The organism is Pseudomonas sp. PDM22, from assembly GCF_014851965.1.
In the GTDB taxonomy this organism is placed as follows: Bacteria; Pseudomonadota; Gammaproteobacteria; order Pseudomonadales; family Pseudomonadaceae; genus Pseudomonas.
The window spans coordinates 517657-535724 of the sequence record NZ_JACVAR010000005.1; the positions used below are offsets into that span (position 1 = coordinate 517657).

The window sequence follows — 18068 nt, forward strand, 5'->3', positions numbered from 1 at the left end:
ATGAACGCACTGACTGCATTCGAAAGCGGGAGCGAGCGCTTCCCGCGCTGGGACGAGGAAGTCGTCGAATCGGCCGCGCCGGGTCTCTGCGGGCCGAACGAAGCGGAAGTGGGTTTCCTGCTGCCGCAGCTGCTCTCGACGCCGGGCTGTCCGTCGCGCTCGCGCGCCATGGAGATTAGCGCGGCACTGGTCCGCTGGCTCAAACGCGCCCGATAGGCGCTATTCGCGCCTATGTACAACCGCGTAGGGCGCATAACCCGGAACGGGTTATCCGCCGATGCCATGACGGCGGATAACGCTGGCGCGTTATGCGCCCTACGGAACGGGTTCAGGCGCGCCCAACCAACCACGCCAAATCACAAGGGAACGCCAACGTAGGATGGGTGGAGCCTGCGATACCCATGCTGTATCGCAGGCAGGGATCGATGGGTATCGCTGCACTCCACCCATCCTACGTGCGCATTTCCTGGCGGGTTCGGTAGCTCGGGATCACTCGTCCTCGCGCGCCGGAATCCACCACTCCTCGCCGCGCACCGTGCGGATGTACTCCGGCCAGCGGAAGCGGTGCGGGACCTTGAAATCCTTCGGCAGCAGCGGCGCCTGCCACTGTTCGCCGCCGATGCCGCCGCCGGTGCGCTGGTTGAATTCGCGGGTCGCCTCGGCCAGCAGGTCGGCATCGGTAAACAGCTCGATCAGCGTGCTGCCGATGGTCTTGGAGGCCACGTCGATCATCGGGTCGATGGTCTCGCGGATGCCGCCCAGGGCGTTGGACACCCAGTCCGGATAGGTGAAGCCGGAGGGCGCGCTGAGCATCGGCCGGGCCACGTAGAGGCGCACGGTCGGGCAGTGCCAGGTGTATTCGGGGTAGTCGTCGGAGGTCAGGTACTTCTGCCACGCCGGCATCTGCAGGCGCATCTGCCGCTCGCATTCCTGCGGCTCGATCAATGCCTGAGTGGCCGGCAGGAAGGGTTCATCCATGGGCTCGAGACCGAGGTTCACCTGGATTTCCCGCGCCACCGCGATGGCCTGTTCACCCCAGCTCGGCGCGCCGATGGCGGCGAGGTTGTCGTAGCAGGCCTGGGCCAGCGCATGGTTGGCCAGCCCGCCACGGGACTTGCAGACCCAGGTCTTCTTCCACTGGCAGCCGGTGGCCATGGCCGCGGCGGCGGCGTTGTTGTCCATCACCGTGGAGATGGTCTCGGCCTGTTCGATGGAGTCGCAGCGCAGCAGGTACTGGATCTGCGAGACGTGCGGCGGCAGGTTGTCGGCGGTGGCTTGCCCGGCAGTGAGGATGGCTTCGTTGAAGCTCCACAGCCCGGTGAACGGCAGGGTCGAGCGACGCAGGCTCTCGTTCAAGGTGTAGAAGTGCACCAGCGCATCATTGGCGCCAGGAGCGCGGGCGGCCAGGTGGTTCTGCGGGATCGGACTGTAGCGGTCGGCAGCGATCCAGTTCTGCGGCTCTTCGCAGGTGAAGGTGTAGATGTACGAGTAGGCGATGCCGCAGTGGGTGTCCCAGGTGGTGGTGTTGTTCAGCGGCAGCATGTAGGTGGGATGGAAGCTGACGGCGGCATCGAGGTCGTCGTAGTAGCCCTTGGCGGCGTGCACGGGCTTGGACGCGCGCAGTTTTTCCGCCGGTTCGCCGAAGAACTTGATGGTGCCCCGGATACCGAATTCCAGCATCGCCGCCTTGGCCGCCAGCACCCCGCCCAGGGCGCTGATACCCAGCGCAGAGTGCGGGTCGGTGTGGCCCGGCGCGTACCTGGACAGGCCATCGCGTGGCATCGGCCTGGTCGCCGCCGCCTGGCAGTTGCCGGGCACGGCGTCGTATTCGGCGTAGGTGGCGAGGATCGGCCCGTCGCCCTGGCTGCCATCGCCATTGCTGAAAGTGGCGACGAAGGCGGTGGGCATGCCGCCGCTGCCCTCTTCCACGGTGAAGCCTTCGTTACGCAGCAGCTCCACGTACCAGGCGCAGGACTTATATTCGCGGAACGCCGGTTCGGCGAAATGCCAGATCACCTGGTGCCAGTCGGACAATTGCTGGCGGTGTTCGTCGATCCACTGCTGGACGTAGGCCTTGAATTTCGACATGGCGGCTTCCTCATCGTTGCCTGTTGTTGTTGTCGTGTGGCCTAGTATTGGTGAAGCGGAATTTGCAACAAGCGCAGTATTTCGCCACCTCATGTCCTGATAGTTTCACCAATCGCCCATTGGAATCCCCATGCACTTTCCCTCGATGACCGCCCTGCGGGCGCTGGATGCCGTGGCCCGGCTGGGCAGCGTGTCTGCCGCCGCAACGGAGCTGAACCTCACCCGCAGCGCGGTCAGCCACCGCATCGCCACGCTGGAGGAACGCCTCGGCTTCGCCCTGACCGAGCGCACCGGGCGCGGCATTCGCCTGACCTATCGGGGGGAAAGGTATGCCCGCGACGTGCGGCGCATCCTCGCGGAGGTGCAACTGGCCGGCAGCAGCTTCGACGAGCAGCAGGTCAGCGGCCCGTTGTGCGTGAGCTGCAATCCCGGTTTCGCCACCTACTGGCTGTGCCAGCACCTGGGCGACTTCCTCGCGCAGTACCCGCAGGTGCAACTGCACGTAGTGACGCCGCGCGTGCCGCAGGACACCAGCGCCAGCGACGCCGACCTGTTCATCGCCTACGGCAGCGGCGACTGGCCGAACCAGACGGTGGAGCAACTGGTGGCCCTGCACTTCTTCCCGGTCTGCAGCCCGCGCCTGATCCACTCGCGCGGCGGCCTGCAGCAGCCGGCGGACCTGGCCCACTACACGCTGCTGCACATGAATGATTTCGCCGACTGGCGCCTGTGGCTCGGCGCGGTGGGCGCGAGCGCCATCGATCACCGCTCCGGCGTGCTGTTCGCGGATGCGCCCTGCACCATCGCCGCGTGCATCGCCGCCCAGGGCGTGGCCATCGGCGACAACCTGCTCAGCGGCGATGCCCTCGCCCGTGGCCTGCTGGTGCGCCCGTTCGACATCACCATCCAGTCCAGCCGCGGCTACTTCCTGGTGACCGACCCGGTGAAGGCCGAACGTGCGGTGGTGAAAGCCTTCAGCCAATGGCTGAAGGCCCGCGTCGTCGCCACCACGCAGAGCGCCAGCGACCTCAGCCGCCCGCCCCTGGCGATTCCACCAGAGGCAGAGCTGGCGCGCTGAACATCAGGCGATGCGCCGCAGCCCTTTGCGCGCCTTGGCGGAGCGGGTGTAGCGGAACAGGTCCTTGGGGTCGTTGTCCTCTTCCTCGCTCCAGGGCACCAGGTCGATGCGCTCGCCGAGGCCCAGGCGACTGGCCTGCTCATTCACGTAGCGCAGCGCGGAGTAATCCTCGAGGGCGAAGCCGACCGAGTCGAAGATGGTCACCTGCTCGGCGCCGTCGCGCCCGGCCAGCTGGCCCGCCAGCACGCGCCACAGGTCAGTCACCGGGAAGTCCGCCGGCATCTGCTGGATCTCGCCCTCGACCCGCGATTGCGGCTCGTACTCGACGAACACCTTGCCGGCGCGCAGGACGTCGGCGTGCAGTTCGGTCTTGCCCGGGCAGTCGCCACCCACGCCGTTGATGTGCATGCCCGGCTCGATCATCTCCGGGGTAAGAATGGTCGCGTAGGCCTTGTCGGCGGTCACCGTGGTGACGATGTCGGCGCCGCGTACCGCCTCGGCGGTGGAGCCGGCGCGGATGATCTTCAGGTTGGGGACATCCGCCAGGTTGCGGATCAGCTTTTCAGTGGCCTGCGGGTCGATGTCGTAGACGGCGATTTCCTCGATGCCCAGGTGGTGATGGAAGGCCAGCGCCTGGAACTCACTCTGCGCGCCGTTGCCGATCAGCGCCATGCGTCGTGAATCCGGGCGGGCCAGCGCGCGAGCCGCCATCAGCGAGGTGGCGCAGGTGCGCAGCGCGGTGGCCACGGTCAGCTCGGAGAGCAGCACCGGGTAGCCCGTCTCGACATCGGCCAGCACACCGAAGGCCATGACAGTGAACAGCCCGCGCTGGGTGTTCTGCGGGTGGCCGTTGACGTACTTGAAGGCATAGCGGGCGGTGTCGGATACCGGCATCAGTTCGATGACGCCGATCTCGGAGTGGTTGGCGACGCGGGCGGATTTGTCGAAGGATTCCCAGCGCACGAAATCCTGGGCAATGGTGTCGGCAAGTTCGCCGATGAAGCGGGCGACACCGATCTGCTGGACCAGTTGGGACATCGTGGGGACGTCGACGAAGCGAGTCATGGTGGGACCTCCGATTGTTGTGATTGGACTTTTCTGTCGGTGTATTCGAACGGCACCGCCCCGCTCCAGCATGCCTCGAACAGCGGGCACAACAACGTCGCAGAGGCCCTGGATCAGGTCTGCACTTCAGGAGAGGGGCCACACGATTCTCCCACCGGGCAAGGGGAAAACCCGGCTGTAATGCAAGGCTTCACCGGCCGATACGGCTGTATTGAAGGGTCACGACAGCCGATTCGGCTGTGCTTGAGGCAGCCGCTGGCGGGGGGATATCAGCGGAGGAAAACGCAGGAGAAAAGCGAGTCCACAGCGCTAGCTGGCGGACTCCTTGATAGTCGTCAGCTCAGGGTGGGCAACCAGCTTGTCGATGTGCAGGCTCTCATCGTTCAGCCAGGTTTCGGTGAGCGCGCGGTAGTGCTCCATGTCGCGGCAGCGCATGCGCACGCTGTAGTCGAAGGTCCCGCTGATCAGCTGGCAGTGCAGCACTTCCGGGCAGGCGATCATGCGTGCCTCGAAGGCCTTCTGCGCGGTGCGGCCACTCTGGTTGGACAACGCGACCAGCACCAGCAGCGACAGGCCCGAGGCGATCTTCTGTTCGTCGATGACGGCGCCGTAGCCACGGATGATGCCGTGCCGCTCCAGCTTGCGGACGCGCTCCTGGCAGGGGCGCGGGGTGAGGTGGACCAGCGCGGACAGCTTGCCGTAGGTGATGCGGCCCTGGTGACGGAGGATGCGGATGATCTCCTCGTCGATGCGGTCCAGGGTGAAGGGCGTACTGTCCTGATCTTTCCTGCTCATGCTGTTTCACGCTGGTTCGTCGGTGTTGGCGGCGTCCCTGCACCGCCCGATCTTTATGGGGCACGCCCCGCCGTCTGTCAAAGCGCGCCGTGCCGTCTGCGACAGCACGGCGCACCCCTTCAGATTTCCCGCGCCAGCTCGCTGCCGTTGCCGCGTCGGCTGAGCACCGCGAGGTACACCAGGCCGATGGCGATCCAGCCTGCGCCCAGCTCCTGCGCCTCGCGGCTCATGCTGAACAGCACGTAGGCGATGATCACCAGGCCGATCAGCGGGAACACCAGGTGGCGCAGCACCTGGCCGCTCTTCTGGCGAATGAAGTAGTGGTTGATCACCGCCAGGTGCAGCAGGCAGAAGCCGGTCAGCGCGCCGAAGTTGACCAGCGAGGTGAGCACGTCCGGCGAGTCGAGGAAGTAGATGCCGATGCCCAGCGACAGCACGCCGACCAGGTACAGGCTGATGTGCGGGGTCTGGTATTTCGGGTGCACCTTGGCCAGCACCCGCGGCAGCTTGCCGTCGCGGGCCATGGAGTACAGCAGGCGCGAAACGGCGGCTTGCGAGGTGATCGACACAGTCACGCCCCAGGCCAGCGCGGTGGACACCGCCGTCAGCGTGGAGAGCCAGCTACCGCCGGCCGCTTCGGCGATCTCGTAGAAGGCGGTGTCCGCCGACTTGAAGGTCATGCCCGCAGCCAGGTCAGTGGCCAGCCAGGTCTGCACGATGAAGATGGCGCCCATGACGAACAGCGCGATCAGCGAGGCGCGGCCGATCTGCTTGGCCGGGTCGCCCTTGACCTCTTCGGCGAGGGTGGAGATCGCATCGAAGCCGAGGAACGACAGCACCGCGATGGACACCGCCTTCATCACCAGGCCGAGGTTGAAATGCTCCGGCTGCAGCAGCGGTTCCAGCGTCAGCCGACCATTGCCCAGCCCGCCTTCCAGCGCGTGGTAACCCACCGCCAGGAAGATCGCCAGCACCGCCAGTTCGGCGATCAGGAACAGCAGGTTGAAGCGCGCCGCCAGGGTGATGCCGCGCAGGTTGATGAGCGTGGCGGACACCAGGAAGATCAGCATGAACACCAGCTTGGGGATCGCCGGGAACAGGTGGTTCAGCGCCAGCGCACTGAACACGTAGAGCAGCGGCGGAATCAGCAGGTAGTCCAGCAGCAGGACCCAGCCGGCGATGAAGCCAACATTGGGGTGGATGCCGCGCTGGGCGTAGGAGTACACGGAGCCGGCGATGGGAAACGCGCGGGACATCGCGCCATAACTCAGCGCGGTGAAGAGCATCGCCACCATGCCCACCAGGTAGGCCATGGGCACCATGCCGTGGGCGTCGGCATGCACCCAGCCGTACACGCCGAAGGGGGCGATCGGGATCATGAAGATCATCCCGTAGATCACCAGGTCGCCGAGCGTCAGGCTGCGGCGCAGTTGTTGCTTGTATCCGAACTGTTCGATAGCCACGGGGCACTTCCTCTGGGAACGGCAGCATTCAGGGTTCGGCGCTCATGCGCTGAATTGTTGTTGTTTTCAGAACCCGCCCGCCCCGGCCGAACGCACCAGATCGGGCTTGGGTCCTCAGAGCCAGGGAGCCAGGCGTACTGCCCAGGCTTCCACCCCTTGCGGGGTCCGCAGTCCGTCATTGCGGATTTCGATCAGCACGGCGTCCACGCCGCGCTCGTCGCCATGCACCGGGACAGTCATGTCCTCCAGCGGGTCGATCACATAGGGCTGGTTGGCGCCGATTTCTTCCCCGCTCTGGCGCAGCCCGGCAACCATGCGCTGGGCATAGGCTTCGGCTTTTGCATAGAGCACCCCGGCGACCCACGGGCGCGGCTCGCCGCGATAGCTCGGGGTGAAGCTGTGCACGCCGACCAGCCGGGTTGGCCGGGCGACGGCCAGGCGCTCGTCGAGCAGCGCGGTCAGTTGCCGGTGGAATGGCTCGAACAGGCTCGCCACCCTCTCCTGCCGGGCCGCCGCGCTCAGGTTGCGGTTGCCGGGAATCGGGTAGATCTCGCTGTGCTCGGGGATCAGGTCCGGAGCCGACAGTGGGCGGTTGAGGTCGATCAGCAGGCGCGAGTAGTTGGCCACCAGCAGCGTGGCATCCAGGCGCGCCGACAGCTCGCGGGCCAGGTCCAGCGCGCCGATGTCCCAGGCGATGTGCTCGGCGGCCGCCGCGTCGTCCAGGCCCAGCTGCGCCAGCTCCTCGGGGATGTAGCGGCTGGCGTGCTCGCAGACCAGCAGCACCGGGCTCTTGCCCTGCGGGTTGACGATCTCGAACGGTGGGCGCCGGTAGAGGCCGGATTCAGTAGAACTTTGCATAGGATTCACAGAGTTGTTCTTCGCTGAGTTCACGGGTCAGGGCCTGCTCCTGGCGCTTCATGGAGACGTAGGTCTGCAGCAGCGCCGGCGGCAGCTGGGCGCACAGTTCGCTATCGGCGAGCAGCAGGCGCTGGGCCTCCTCCAGCGAACCCGGCAGCGATTTGATCCCCAGCTCCTCGCGCTGGGCGTCGCTGAGACTGTGCGGATCGACATCGGTGACCGCCGACAGCGGCAGTTCCTGCTGCATGCCCAGGCGCCCGGCAATCAGCACGGCGGCCATGGCCAGGTGCGGGCTGGCAGTGGCGTCCATGGGGCGGAATTCCAGGTTGAACTGGCGCGCCTTGGGCTTGCCGCCGATCTCCACCACCGGGCAGATGCGCAGAGCGGCTTCGCGGTTGCGCAGGCCCAGGCAGGCGTAGGCGGCGCTCCAGTGGTGCGGCTTCAGCCGCAGGTAGGACACCGCCGTCGGCGCGGTGAGCGCGCACAGCGCCGGCAGGTGGCGCAGCACGCCAGCGGCCCAGTGCTCGGCGAGCTTCGACAGGTTGCTCGGCGCGGCTTCGTCGTAGAACACCGGGGTACCGTCCAGGCGTTGCAGGCTCAGGTGCAGGTGCACGCCGTTGGTCACGGCGCCGGGCGCCAGCAGCGGCGTGAAGGTGCTGCGCCAGCCGAACTGGCGGGCGATCTCGCGGGTGACTTCGCGGACGTTCACTGCGCGGTCGGCCGCAGCAACGCCCTGGGTCGGCCGGCAGGTGACTTCGTACTGGTTGCGGCCGTACTCGGGCAGGAACATTTCCGGCTCGGCGCCGATCTGTTCCAGCGCGCTCATCAGCCAGCCGCCGAAGTTGCCGGTTTGCCGCTGGGCTTGCAGGGAGAAAGCGGCGGCGTGTTCGTCCGCCAGGCCCAGCAGGTTGAATTCGTGTTCGAAGGCGGCGGTGACTTGCAGATCGAGCTCCCGGTAGCGGGCGATCTCCTCGCGCAGCAGCGTGCGCGGGCACACCGGCCAGGGCGCGCCGGTGGTGGTCACCAGGTCGCCGTGCAGGTAGTCCAGCGGCGCGGCCTGGGCGTCCGGGCCGTTTTCAAGACGCACCCGGCTGCTCGGGTCGGGCAGCAGGCGCAGGTCGCCGTGACTGCCCCAGGGATTGTCGTCGGCGATGATGTCCTGGGGCGTCAGCGCGCTGTTGGCGGGCACCCAGCCACAACCAGTGACAAGCTGCTCGGCGACTTCCGATTCGGGAAGCGAGCGGCCACGGGTGATGCCGCAGAGGTCGGTGGTGACGAAGCTGGTCAGGCGCATCGGAGCGGGATTGTTATTGTTCTGACTCATGGTGTTCTCCCGGCCTCAGGCCAGCGCGGCGATACGGGCCAGCACGCTGTCGGTGTCGGCGATCCAGCAGTAGCCCTTGATCGCTTCCAGGCAGGCCTGGTGGCGTTCGGCGGTGTGGGTGGCGCAGGCGTCCTCGACCAGGGTGACGAGGTAGCCACGGTCGGCGGCGTCGCGCACGGCCATGTCCACGCACTGGTCGGTGACCACGCCGCAGATGATCAGGTGGCGGGTATTCAGGTTGCGCAGCACGTAGTCGATGGCGGTGGAGTTGAAGACTCCCGAAGACGTCTTCGGCAGCACGATCTCGTTCTCGCGCGGCGCCAGGGCGTCGATCACCTGGGCGTCCGGGCTGCCCTTGGGCAGGTGCATGTCGGAGAGCTTGTGGTCCAGCGAGCGGTCACGGCCATCGGCGGTGAGGCTCTCGATGATGGTGTGCAGCACCTCCCCGCCCACCTCGCGCATGGCCGCCAGCAGGCGCTGCTGGTTGGGTATCACACTCGCCTCGACACGGTCGTAGAAGTAGCGGTGCGTCGCTGGATCGACATGAGCATCGCGACCGGGGATGACCCAGGCGTTCTGCATGTCGACGAACAGGATGGCGGTCTGGCCGCGAGTGAACGGAAGGTCACGGGGCGATTGGTGGGGCAAGCTGAACACGGTCATTCCTCGAGGATGTGGCTGCCGAAGGCAGCTCTCAGGTGGTCGATGCCTTCCAGGCGTTCGTCGAGCTGGCCGTCCATGCGCGCTACCAGGCTGGCGATCAGCGCCTCGACCTGGGCCATGGTCGGCACGAGGGTGTCGAAGGGCGATGGGGATTCCACCGGGGCACTGATGATCAGGTCGGCGAACTCGCGCAGCGGCGAGTCATAGATATCGGTGAACAGCACCACGCGGGCGCCACGGGCCTTGGCCGCACGGGTCACGCCCAGCGCCTGGGCCTGGTAGCGGCGGTAGTCGAACACCACCACCAGGCTCTGGCGGTCGAGGTCGCCCAACTGGTCGGGCAGCGCGGCGCCGTCGTCCAGCAGCAGGCAGCCACTGCGCAGCATGCGCAGGTGCGCCACCAGGTAACCGGCGAGGAAGCGGCTGAAGCGGCCGCCGTGGCAGAGCACGCGCAGCTTGGGGTCGAGCAGCCAGTCGCCGAGCAGGCGCACGTCGTCGGCCTGGGTCAGCGCCAGGGTGCGCTGGATGCCTTCGCTGGCGTCGCTCAGGTAATTGGACCAGACGTCGTCGCGGCTCATGCCTTCGCGACGCCCGGCGAGCAGGGTGCGCGGCGAGCGCAGGCGGTCATCCACCTCGGCCATCAGCGCGTTCTGGAAGTCGCTGTAGCCGCTGAAGCCAAGCTTCTTCACCAGGCGCAGGATGCTGGGGTCGCTGACCCCGGCCTGGCGCGCGAGGCGCGACATCGGCCCGAGGCCGGCGCGCGGGTAGTCATCGAGCAAGGCGCGCAGGACCTTGCGCTCGGCCTTGGTGAGCTCGACTTCCGGGGAATTCAGGCGATCTTTGAGTGTGAGCATGGAGGCGCCTCTTGTTATGGCGCCATTTGTATAATGCGCTTCAGAAACTTTCAATACGTATTTTTTGTAGCATTCACTACAAATCACCGGCGCACTCTTCCGCTCCGCGACACAGAGCCCTGGAGGCTGTTGCCCGGGGAGGGAACCGGCTTGCCCTGTGCGCGTCGAACACCTCTCAACGCAACAAGGACCCGCCTCGATGAACGAACTGGAAAAAGCTGCCGCCGGGCTGCTCTACGACGCCAACCACGACCCGCAGGTACTGCGCCAGCGTGCCGAGGCCAAGGCGAAGCTCTTCGAGTTCAACCACAGCCACCCGGATGACGGCGAGCGCCGCGAGGCAATTCTCCGCGAGCTGTTCGCGCGCATCGGCGAAGGCTTCGTGATCGAAGGCCCGCTGCATTGCGACTACGGCTTCAACATCGAGATCGGCGAGCGCTTCTACGCCAACGTCAACCTGGTGATCCTCGATGGCGCCAGGGTCACAATCGGCGACAACGTGTTCATCGCGCCCAACGTCGGCATCTACACGGCGGGACACCCGCTGGACGCCGAGCGGCGCAACCAGGGGTTGGAGTACGCGCACCCGGTGAGCATCGGCGACAACGTATGGATCGGCGCCGGGGTGAACATCCTCCCCGGCGTGAGCATCGGCGCGAACAGCGTGATCGGCGCCGGCGCCGTGGTGGTGCGTGACATCCCCGAAGGCGTACTGGCGGCCGGGAACCCGGCGCGAGTCATCCGGCCGATCAGCGAGGCGGACCGCCAGCGCTACCGCTGACGGCCGTACCACGTTGACTCAGGCGTCGTCGAGGCGCTCGACCCAGCGCTCAGCGGCGTCATGGGACGCCTGGAAGGCTTCCTCGTGGGACTCCCACGGGCCGACCACCACATCCAGCGGCGACACGCCGGCCGGCATCTTGGCCAGCGACAGCAGCACCTCGCCGACCTTCCCCGGGGCGATGTAACGCGGCGACATCAACACGGCGACGCCCGTGGACGTCAGGTATTCACTGGGTGCCATGAATTCCGGCTCGACTGACTGCTGCATGCGCTTCTCCCCCTGGCCGCGGATGGCCCGCTCTGCTCTGGATGGCGGCGACGAGGCGCACAACGCGCACTCTTCCTGATTCCTGACCCGGCCGAACGAACCACAGTTCCGGCAACTACCGCCGTCCCGCCGGCAAACGGACAAACGGCCGTTTCAGGCCGGCACCGGCTCATGTGCCGGCATCGGCCGCTTGAGCAGCGTGCCCACCAGCACGGCGAACACCAGCGCCGCGACGCCCGCCGCCAGCAATACACCCTCGAAACCGCCGATGAAGGCCTGGCGCACAGCGGGCGCCAGCGCATCACGCAGTGTCGGATCGACCAGCGACAGCGCCGCCGTGAAGTCCCCCGCCACCGCGCGGGTCGCCATCTCGGCAGCCTTGTCCAGTTGCGCAGGGGCAAGCTTTGCCAGTGCGTCGCGCAGCAACTGGGCACTGCGTGCGGCCAGGACGCCGCCGAGAATGCCGATGGCCAACACGATGGCGGCGAAGCGCGTGGTGGTGCTCAACCCCGAGGCCATGCCGGTGCGCTCGCGGGGCACGCAGGCCATGATGTTCTTCTGCGTGTCGCCGTTGAGCAGCCCGGCGCCGGCACCCAGCACCAGGCTGGCGAGGGCGAAGGCCAGGTAGCCGCCCTGCCCGGCCGCCAGCGCGCACAGCAGGTTGCCCGCGCCGACCAGCACCAGGCCGAAGGCAAAAATCTGCGCCGGGCTGAAGCGCCCACTCAGGCGCATGCCCACCCGTGGCGCCAGCAGCATCGCCACGGCGAACGGCAGCATCCCCGCGCCCGCCGCCACCGCCGACAGCTGCAGGCCGTTCTGCAGGTACAGCGGCAGCAGGGTCATCATCACCTGGGCACAGGCGGCGTAGGCGAACATGCCGAGCAAGGCGCCGATGAAGCGGCCGCTGCGCATCAGCCGCAGGTCGATCATCGGCCGCGCCTGGCTGCGCTCCACCAGCACGAACAGGCCCAGCAGGCCGGCGCTGACCAGCAACCGCGCGAGGGTCGGCGGGCTGTCCCAGCCGACGCGGTTGCCATCGATCAGCGCCCATATCAGGTAGCCCAGGCCGCCAGCGAAGGTCAGGCTGCCCAGCGGGTCGAGGCGCGCGGCAGCGCTGTCGCGGGACTCCTCGATGCTGCGCAGCGCCATCGCCCCCAGCAGCACCACCAGCGGCAGATTGAGGTAGAAGATCCAGCGCCAGCCCAGGGTGGCGGATATCACCCCGCCCAGCAGCGGCGCGAAGGTGATGGTGGCGCCCATGCACGCGCCCCAGAAGGCCCAGGCGCGCAGGCGCTCCTCGGGTTCGTGGAAGCGATGGCCGATGGCGGCCAGCGCCGAGGTCAGCAACAGCGCGGCACCGACTCCCTTGGCGGCGCGGGCGATATCCAGGAACAGCAGGCTCGGCGCCGCACCGCAGGCCAGCGACGCTGCGCCGAACAGCACCAGCCCGAGCAGCAGCATGCGCCGCCGGCCGAAACGGTCGGCCAGGCTGCCGGCGGACAGCAGGCAGGCGGCGAAGGCCAGCAGGTAGGCGCTGACCACCCACTCGATATCGGCGAAGGAGCCGGACAGATCGCGGGCGATGCTCGGCAGCGAAACCGCGACGATGTTGGTGTCGAGGATGATCAGCGCGCACACCGCCGAAGCGGTCAGCAGGGTGAAACGGGCGGAGGGTCGTGGGCGAATCACAGGGTCGGACATGGCAAGGCTTCCCGCGCTGGCCGGCGCGCCGGGTTTTGCCCTCGTCGCGCCAGCCTTGTAGTGTTGCCTCCACGGTAACGCCCGCGTGCGCCGGGCTTGTTAGCCACGGCGGCCTTCGTCATTAGCCTGCGACTAACGAACATGGAAATCCGTCATTTCCGCTACTTCCTCAGCGTCGCCCACCACGGCCACTTCACCCGCGCGGCCGAACAGCTGGGCATCGCCCCGCCAACCCTGAGCCGGCAGATCCAGGACATGGAAAAGGAGCTGGGCGTGCTGCTGTTCCAGCGTAGCCAGCGCGAGGTGCGCCTGACCGCCGCTGGCGAAGCCCTGCTGGCGGAAGCCGGACTCGCGGTACGCCAGTTCGACGCCGCGCAACTGGGCGCGCAGCGCGCCGGCCGGGGCGAAACCGGGCATCTGCGCCTGGGCTACGTGGCCTCGGCGGCTTACTCCGGCGTGCTGCAGCAGCATGTCGAGGAATTCACCCGAGCCCTGCCGGCGGTGGACCTGGACATCAGCGAAGCGCCCATGGCGCAACTGCCGGCGCAGGTACGCGACGGTACGCTCGACCTCGCCTACGTGCGCTCGCCGATGAGCCTGCCGGAGGAGCTGGAAGCCATCGCCCTGCAGGAGGAAGGCTTCGTCCTCGCCCTGCCCGCTTCCTCGCGCCTCAACGAGCTGCCGGAGATTCGCGCCGCGCGCTTGAGTGGTGAAACCTTCATCCTTCCGGAGCAGATCTCCGGCACGCTGGAAGTGGCCAGCGCCGGCGGCTTTGCCCCGCGCCTGGGCCAGCAGCCGGGCAGCCTGGTCGCGGTGATCGCGCTGGTGTCCCTCGGCCGCGGCGTCGCCATCGTCCCCGAGTCCGTGGTGCGCCGGGTGCAATTGCCGCAGGTGAACTACCGTCCGCTCGCCGACTGCGCGCCGCGCTCGTGGCTGTCACTGCTGCACCGGCGCTTCGAGAAATCACCGCTGGTGCGGCGCTATATCGAACAGGTCCGGGCTCAGTCCGCCGACCACACCGCCAGCTCGTAGCCGTCCGGGTCGATGAAGTGGAAGCGCCGGCCGCCGGGGAAGGCGAAGGTCGCGCGGCTGATGGTGGCACCGGCGGCTTCGAGTCGGGCCTGGGTCTGTGCCAGGTCGTCGGCGTAGAGGATCACCAGCGGACCGCCGGGGCGCACCGGTTCGCCGGTGGTGAAACCACCGGTGAGGCGACCGTCGCTGAATTCGCTGTAGGTGGGACCGTAGTCGGTGAAGCTCCAGCCAAAGGCGCTACCGTAGAAGGCCTTGCTGCGCGCGATGTCGCTGACGTTGAACTCGATGTTGTCGACCTGACGGTCGTTCCCGCGGATACCCATAGTCGCCTCCTGGCAAGTCATGTGGGCCTGATCCTACGGCAAATACCGCGCGAGCAAAGCGCACCGCGCCAGTTGACCGCAGGCTGATTGGCCATCTTGCGCGGATTGGCAAATAATCCTCGCGACTCAGCCAGATTCGCCGCCATGCTCAACATCCCCCTCGCCAGCGTCGACGACGTCGACCGCGCTGTGCTCGCCATCGGCACCGATTACCCGCTCGGCACGCTGCTCAAGCCCCACGCCCACCGCCGGGCGCAGTTCCTCTATGGCATGAACGGGCTGATGGAGGTGGAGACCGAGGACGGCGCCTGGGTGATCCCGCCCTACAGCGGCGTGTGGATTCCCGCCGGCAAGCAGCACCGGGTGCTGATGCGCGGGGTCAGCACACGCAGCCTGTACATCGACCCGCAGGTGCCGGTGCGCGACACCCGGCTGTGCCAGGCGCTGACCGTCTCGCCGCTGCTGCATCACCTGCTGCTGGCCAGCGTCGAGGTGCCGGCGCTGCACGACGAGCGCGGCCGCGACGGCGACCTGATCCGCCTGCTGCTCCACGAGCTGCGCCAGGCGCCGAGCCTGCCGCTGTTTGCCCCGCTGCCGGCGCACCCGCGCCTGCTGGAGCTGTGCCGGGAGTTCCTGCGCGCACCGGCCATCGACGTCACCGCGGAGCGCTGGGCCGGCGAGCTGCATTGCAGCACGCGCACCTTCAGCCGGCTGTTCCGCCAGCAGACCGGCCTCTCCTTCGGCGCCTGGCGCCAGCAGGCCTGCTTGCTCGCCGCCGTCACCCGGCTGGCGGCGGGCAACCCGGTCACCCGCGTGGCGCTGGAGCTGGGCTACGACAGCCCGAGCGCCTTCTCCAGCATGTTCCGCCGCAGCCTGGGCGTGGCGCCCAGCAGCTACCAGGCCTCGGCGGACAGCACTGCGGTGACCGCCTAGCGCCGCTGGCGCAATCGGACTGAACCCTCGCCGACCCTCTCCTTCGATATGCACATGTCGCATCCGTCGAACCACCGCTGTCGAAGGAGCCTCCATGCACAACCTGGAAACCCCGACCCTCAAGCTGGGACTGTTCAAACCTTCGGGCAGCTTCGGCCAGGCGCTGATAGCAGGCGCCCTGCAACGCCAGCACGAGGTGACCGTGCTGCTCGACGACCTCAACCGCCTGCGTGCGCGCCCCGGCCTGCGCTGCAAGCTGGGCAGCCTGGACTCGTCCATCGTGGTCAGCCAGGCCGTTTCGGGGTTGGATGTAGTCTTCGCCTTCCTCGCCGACCAGCCGGCGCAAGAGCTGCCGCCGCAGTGCGGCGCCCTGATCGACGGTGCGTTGCGCGCGGAAGTCCCGCGCCTGCTGCTGGTGGGCCATTGGGGCTGGCTGGTGGAACCTGCCGATGCCGAACAGGAACAACTCGGCGCCGGCCTCGCCCGCAGCCTCGAAGTGAGCGGCCTGGACTGGACACTGGTGGAAGCACCGCCAATGCCCGAGGGCCTGCGCATCGACGACTTCAGCCGCGCCGGAAGCGCCTCCGCCGAGGACTCCGCCCTGGCGCTGTCTTACGCCGAGGCGTTGCTGGACGAGATGCAGCTGAGCCTGCACAGCGGCCAGTGCCTGCGTCTGCGCAGCGGTGAGGAGTAGCCGCCATGTCCGGCCCCGATGCACTCAGCCAGTTTCTCGGCACCCTGCTACTGGCGCTGGCCTTCAGCGCCTTCATCCTCTTCGTGCGCGGCTATCGCCCGGCCGGCGTCAGCGGTATCTGGTACGACCTGGTGCTGGTGTTCGTCGGCCTCTGGCTCGGGTTGTGGCCGGAGCTGGGCAATTACCTGCGGAGCATGAGCATCGACAGCGCCATCGGCCTGCTGGCGGAGCTGCTTGCCACACTGCTGGGCGGAATGCTGGGGGCGGGAGTGGCGTATGGATTGCGCCGGGTCATGCGCGAAAGCCGCAGCGACAGCCGGCCGGGGGGATGAGTGAAAGCGGTGCGACGGCGGACGATGGCCTGGACCACCGTCCGCCGCGCCCTCGAGCCTCAGGGGTGATCCACGATCTGAGTGACTGCATGGGGGTAATAGGCCACCTTCAGCGTATGCGGCTGGCCCATCAGCTGGCCATCGCCGTACCAGGTGACGTTGTCCTGGCGCAGGGTCATGCCGTCGCTGGTGTATTCGTATTCACCGCCGTTGGAGGTGCTGAAGGCGAAGCGCTCGCTGTCCATCTGCTTCAGGTCGAAGCGGGTGCCAGCCGGCGGCATCTGCTCCTTCACACGATTGAGGTAGGCCGGCGCCAGTTCGGAGAACAGCTCGCGGGTGCGTGACTGGTACTGGGCATCGGTGAGACCGGGAGTCTGCTGCAGCTTCTCGGCGATCAGGGTGAAGTACTCGGCGTCGGTGCGGGCCAGGGCCATGCGCACGGCCATGACTTCGCCCAGGCGGGCCTGGTCGACCTGCAGCTTGCCGTCGGCGCCTTTGCGCGGAGCAATGAACTCGTTGCCGTCCACCTGGATCATCGGCGCGGTCGCCAGGTAGGCGGCACAGGCGATCTGCTGGCCGGCATGATTGCCGTTCACCAGCAGCGCTGTGACGCCGCCCTTCTCTTTCAGGTGCTGCGCGCTTTCGCCACTGGCCGCAACGAAGCGGTCCACATCCGCCTGGGTGGATTCACCTCGGGCCAGGCCGCAGATCTGCTGCATCACGGCGGGGTTGCGCTTGCCGTCCACCAGCGGGCTCATGCTGAACACCGCGTTGCGGATGATCGGCAGCGCCGGGTAGTCCAGCGTGCCCAGGTGTTGCTGGGCGGTGGCTTTGGCATCGCTGGCGGGAGTCTGGTCGGAGCCTTTGCAGCCGGCCAGCAGGCAGACGGGGATCAGCATCGCGGTCAGCCATTTGCTCTGGATGTTCATGGCGTGTTCCTCACTCTTGGGCTTGCGCCGCAACGGCGCTGGATTCGATGACGACCCGGCGGTCGGCCGCCAGGCAGTTGATCAGTTGGGCGCGCGGCAGGTCCGGGCAATCGGCTACCGGCTCAGCGGCCCCGGCACCGCGTACGTGCATCGAGGCGAACGGCACGCCAGCGGCGGCCAGGTATTCGCGCACCGCTTCGGCACGGCGCCGCGACAGCTCGAGGTTGTAGGCCGGCGAGCCAAGACGGTCGGTGTGCCCGGTGATGCTGATCTGCGATGGCTGCTGCGCCTTCAGTTGTTCGGCCAGGGGCGCCAGGCTGGCGCGGCCGGCCGGGCTGAGTTCAGCGCTGTTGAAGGCGAAGGTGGCGTCACCGCCGAGGGTGACGCGCTGCGAAGCAGTTGGTGCCGTCACGGGTGATTGAGCCGGGGCCGGTCGGGCCTGCTCCAGGCAGTCGGCCGGCGAGAACAGGAAGGTCTGCGCGTGCATATCCTTGTCGAACAGCACCTTGTACTGGCAGAGCAGGTCCTGCTGGCCCGGACGGCGGAAGCGCAGGACGTAGTCCCACTCATGCACGCCGAACAGGCCCTCCTGGAAGTGCGGGGTGCCGAGCAGTTCGTAGAGCTGGGCCTTGCCCATGCCTGGCTGCACCTTGCCGAGGTTTTCCAGGTTCACGTAGCTGCCCTGCGGGCGGTAGGAGTCGCTGATCGCGGGGAATTGCGGATCGGCACTGTGCCCCTGGGCATCGACCACGCTGTGGCTGCCGCAGGCCGCCAGCAGCAGTCCGCTGCAGGCCAGGGCCAGGGTGCACAGGTTGCGGATGGTGAAAGTGTTCATCTTGACCTCCTTCGCGCAGCCCGGCCGGAGCCGGGCCGCGACGCAATGAC

Annotated in this window: 20 protein-coding genes; 7 read left to right on the forward strand and 13 right to left on the reverse strand. The window is 67.5% G+C overall.

All coding sequences use genetic code 11. The annotated features are described in order from the left end of the window. Positions 1–216, forward strand: coding sequence for a hypothetical protein (locus IB255_RS20160; protein ID WP_151187436.1), 216 nt, complete (start codon positions 1–3; stop codon positions 214–216). Positions 217–489: 273 nt separating this feature from the next. Here IB255_RS20160 and IB255_RS20165 read toward each other — a convergent pair whose 3' ends face one another. Next, on the reverse strand, positions 490–2088 hold the full coding sequence (locus IB255_RS20165) for an amidohydrolase (protein ID WP_192210768.1): 1599 nt from the start codon (positions 2086–2088) through the stop codon (positions 490–492). 130 nt (positions 2089–2218) lie between these two features. On the opposite strand from IB255_RS20165, the gene IB255_RS20170 reads away from it, so the two are divergent. Then, a complete protein-coding gene (locus tag IB255_RS20170) occupies positions 2219–3166 on the forward strand; it encodes a LysR substrate-binding domain-containing protein (RefSeq protein ID WP_081518295.1) in 948 nt (315 codons plus the stop codon). Between the two features lie 3 nt (positions 3167–3169). On the opposite strand, the gene IB255_RS20175 is transcribed toward IB255_RS20170, so the two are convergent. The 7 genes from IB255_RS20175 to IB255_RS20205 form a co-directional block, all read right to left on the reverse strand. Next, positions 3170–4231 (reverse strand): ornithine cyclodeaminase, encoded by a 1062-nt coding sequence (locus IB255_RS20175; protein WP_081518296.1) that lies wholly within the window; start codon positions 4229–4231, stop codon positions 3170–3172. 309 nt (positions 4232–4540) lie between these two features. Continuing rightward, on the reverse strand, positions 4541–5026 hold the full coding sequence (locus tag IB255_RS20180) for an Lrp/AsnC family transcriptional regulator (RefSeq protein ID WP_081518297.1): 486 nt from the start codon (positions 5024–5026) through the stop codon (positions 4541–4543). Between the two features lie 119 nt (positions 5027–5145). After that, entirely contained in the window at positions 5146–6489 is a 1344-nt protein-coding gene (locus tag IB255_RS20185; RefSeq protein WP_081518298.1) for an APC family permease, read from the reverse strand. A 114-nt stretch (positions 6490–6603) separates the two neighbouring features. Beyond that, entirely contained in the window at positions 6604–7347 is a 744-nt protein-coding gene (locus IB255_RS20190) for an N-formylglutamate amidohydrolase (RefSeq protein WP_192210769.1), read from the reverse strand. Next, entirely contained in the window at positions 7331–8671 is a 1341-nt protein-coding gene (locus IB255_RS20195; protein ID WP_192210770.1) for a glutamine synthetase family protein, read from the reverse strand. The genes IB255_RS20190 and IB255_RS20195 overlap by 17 nt, the downstream gene beginning before the upstream one ends. 15 nt (positions 8672–8686) lie before the next feature. Beyond that, complete coding sequence (locus IB255_RS20200; protein WP_081518701.1) at positions 8687–9328, reverse strand: isochorismatase family cysteine hydrolase; 642 nt, start codon at positions 9326–9328, stop codon at positions 8687–8689. Between the two features lie 2 nt (positions 9329–9330). Beyond that, entirely contained in the window at positions 9331–10188 is an 858-nt protein-coding gene (locus IB255_RS20205) for a MurR/RpiR family transcriptional regulator (RefSeq protein WP_081518301.1), read from the reverse strand. A 199-nt stretch (positions 10189–10387) separates the two neighbouring features. Here IB255_RS20205 and IB255_RS20210 point away from each other — a divergent pair, with 199 nt between their 5' ends. After that, positions 10388–10969, forward strand: coding sequence for a sugar O-acetyltransferase (locus IB255_RS20210; RefSeq protein WP_081518302.1), 582 nt, complete (start codon positions 10388–10390; stop codon positions 10967–10969). Positions 10970–10987: 18 nt separating this feature from the next. On the opposite strand, the gene IB255_RS20215 is transcribed toward IB255_RS20210, so the two are convergent. Together IB255_RS20215 and IB255_RS20220 are read right to left on the reverse strand one after the other, a co-directional pair. Further along, on the reverse strand, positions 10988–11239 hold the full coding sequence (locus IB255_RS20215; protein WP_192210771.1) for a hypothetical protein: 252 nt from the start codon (positions 11237–11239) through the stop codon (positions 10988–10990). 153 nt (positions 11240–11392) lie between these two features. Continuing rightward, on the reverse strand, positions 11393–12940 hold the full coding sequence (locus IB255_RS20220; protein WP_192210772.1) for an MFS transporter: 1548 nt from the start codon (positions 12938–12940) through the stop codon (positions 11393–11395). A gap of 141 nt (positions 12941–13081) precedes the next feature. Between IB255_RS20220 and IB255_RS20225 the strand changes: the two genes are divergently transcribed. Next, the gene (locus tag IB255_RS20225; protein ID WP_081518305.1) at positions 13082–13972 is read left to right on the forward strand and encodes a LysR family transcriptional regulator; all 891 of its coding nucleotides are present in this window, start codon (positions 13082–13084) and stop codon (positions 13970–13972) included. Here IB255_RS20225 and IB255_RS20230 read toward each other — a convergent pair. After that, complete coding sequence (locus tag IB255_RS20230; RefSeq protein WP_192210773.1) at positions 13942–14295, reverse strand: VOC family protein; 354 nt, start codon at positions 14293–14295, stop codon at positions 13942–13944. The two genes, IB255_RS20225 and IB255_RS20230, sit on opposite strands and share 31 nt — an antisense overlap. Positions 14296–14439: 144 nt before the next feature. Here IB255_RS20230 and IB255_RS20235 point away from each other — a divergent pair, with 144 nt between their 5' ends. The 3 genes from IB255_RS20235 (at position 14440) to IB255_RS20245 (ending at position 16254) form a co-directional block, all read left to right on the forward strand. Continuing rightward, positions 14440–15228 carry an AraC family transcriptional regulator gene (locus tag IB255_RS20235; RefSeq protein WP_192210774.1) on the forward strand — a complete coding sequence of 263 codons (789 nt, stop codon included), beginning with the start codon at positions 14440–14442 and terminating at the stop codon, positions 15226–15228. Positions 15229–15322: 94 nt separating this feature from the next. Further along, positions 15323–15922: an NAD(P)H-binding protein gene (locus tag IB255_RS20240; protein WP_151187448.1), complete on the forward strand. Its 600-nt coding sequence runs from the start codon at positions 15323–15325 to the stop codon at positions 15920–15922. 5 nt (positions 15923–15927) lie between these two features. Beyond that, positions 15928–16254 carry a hypothetical protein gene (locus tag IB255_RS20245; RefSeq protein WP_192210775.1) on the forward strand — a complete coding sequence of 109 codons (327 nt, stop codon included), beginning with the start codon at positions 15928–15930 and terminating at the stop codon, positions 16252–16254. A 59-nt stretch (positions 16255–16313) separates the two neighbouring features. Here IB255_RS20245 and IB255_RS20250 read toward each other — a convergent pair whose 3' ends face one another. Continuing rightward, positions 16314–17183 carry a hypothetical protein gene (locus tag IB255_RS20250; RefSeq protein ID WP_192210776.1) on the reverse strand — a complete coding sequence of 290 codons (870 nt, stop codon included), beginning with the start codon at positions 17181–17183 and terminating at the stop codon, positions 16314–16316. Between the two features lie 10 nt (positions 17184–17193). After that, on the reverse strand, positions 17194–18018 hold the full coding sequence (locus IB255_RS20255) for an OmpA family protein (RefSeq protein WP_081518311.1): 825 nt from the start codon (positions 18016–18018) through the stop codon (positions 17194–17196). Between the last annotated feature and the right edge of the window lie 50 nt (positions 18019–18068).

What these genes read in the sequence shown, in the direction of transcription:
- IB255_RS20160 (WP_151187436.1), top strand. Translation starts at nt 1, where the DNA reads ATGAACGCACTGACTGCATTCGAAAGCGGGAGCGAGCGCTTCCCGCGC.
- IB255_RS20165 (WP_192210768.1), bottom strand. Translation starts at nt 2,088, where the DNA reads ATGTCGAAATTCAAGGCCTACGTCCAGCAGTGGATCGACGAACACCGC.
- IB255_RS20170 (WP_081518295.1), top strand. Translation starts at nt 2,219, where the DNA reads ATGCACTTTCCCTCGATGACCGCCCTGCGGGCGCTGGATGCCGTGGCC.
- IB255_RS20175 (WP_081518296.1), bottom strand. Translation starts at nt 4,231, where the DNA reads ATGACTCGCTTCGTCGACGTCCCCACGATGTCCCAACTGGTCCAGCAG.
- IB255_RS20180 (WP_081518297.1), bottom strand. Translation starts at nt 5,026, where the DNA reads ATGAGCAGGAAAGATCAGGACAGTACGCCCTTCACCCTGGACCGCATC.
- IB255_RS20190 (WP_192210769.1), bottom strand. Translation starts at nt 7,347, where the DNA reads ATGCAAAGTTCTACTGAATCCGGCCTCTACCGGCGCCCACCGTTCGAG.
- IB255_RS20195 (WP_192210770.1), bottom strand. Translation starts at nt 8,671, where the DNA reads ATGAGTCAGAACAATAACAATCCCGCTCCGATGCGCCTGACCAGCTTC.
- IB255_RS20205 (WP_081518301.1), bottom strand. Translation starts at nt 10,188, where the DNA reads ATGCTCACACTCAAAGATCGCCTGAATTCCCCGGAAGTCGAGCTCACC.
- IB255_RS20210 (WP_081518302.1), top strand. Translation starts at nt 10,388, where the DNA reads ATGAACGAACTGGAAAAAGCTGCCGCCGGGCTGCTCTACGACGCCAAC.
- IB255_RS20215 (WP_192210771.1), bottom strand. Translation starts at nt 11,239, where the DNA reads ATGCAGCAGTCAGTCGAGCCGGAATTCATGGCACCCAGTGAATACCTG.
- IB255_RS20220 (WP_192210772.1), bottom strand. Translation starts at nt 12,940, where the DNA reads ATGTCCGACCCTGTGATTCGCCCACGACCCTCCGCCCGTTTCACCCTG.
- IB255_RS20225 (WP_081518305.1), top strand. Translation starts at nt 13,082, where the DNA reads ATGGAAATCCGTCATTTCCGCTACTTCCTCAGCGTCGCCCACCACGGC.
- IB255_RS20230 (WP_192210773.1), bottom strand. Translation starts at nt 14,295, where the DNA reads ATGGGTATCCGCGGGAACGACCGTCAGGTCGACAACATCGAGTTCAAC.
- IB255_RS20235 (WP_192210774.1), top strand. Translation starts at nt 14,440, where the DNA reads ATGCTCAACATCCCCCTCGCCAGCGTCGACGACGTCGACCGCGCTGTG.
- IB255_RS20240 (WP_151187448.1), top strand. Translation starts at nt 15,323, where the DNA reads ATGCACAACCTGGAAACCCCGACCCTCAAGCTGGGACTGTTCAAACCT.
- IB255_RS20245 (WP_192210775.1), top strand. Translation starts at nt 15,928, where the DNA reads ATGTCCGGCCCCGATGCACTCAGCCAGTTTCTCGGCACCCTGCTACTG.
- IB255_RS20250 (WP_192210776.1), bottom strand. Translation starts at nt 17,183, where the DNA reads ATGAACATCCAGAGCAAATGGCTGACCGCGATGCTGATCCCCGTCTGC.
- IB255_RS20255 (WP_081518311.1), bottom strand. Translation starts at nt 18,018, where the DNA reads ATGAACACTTTCACCATCCGCAACCTGTGCACCCTGGCCCTGGCCTGC.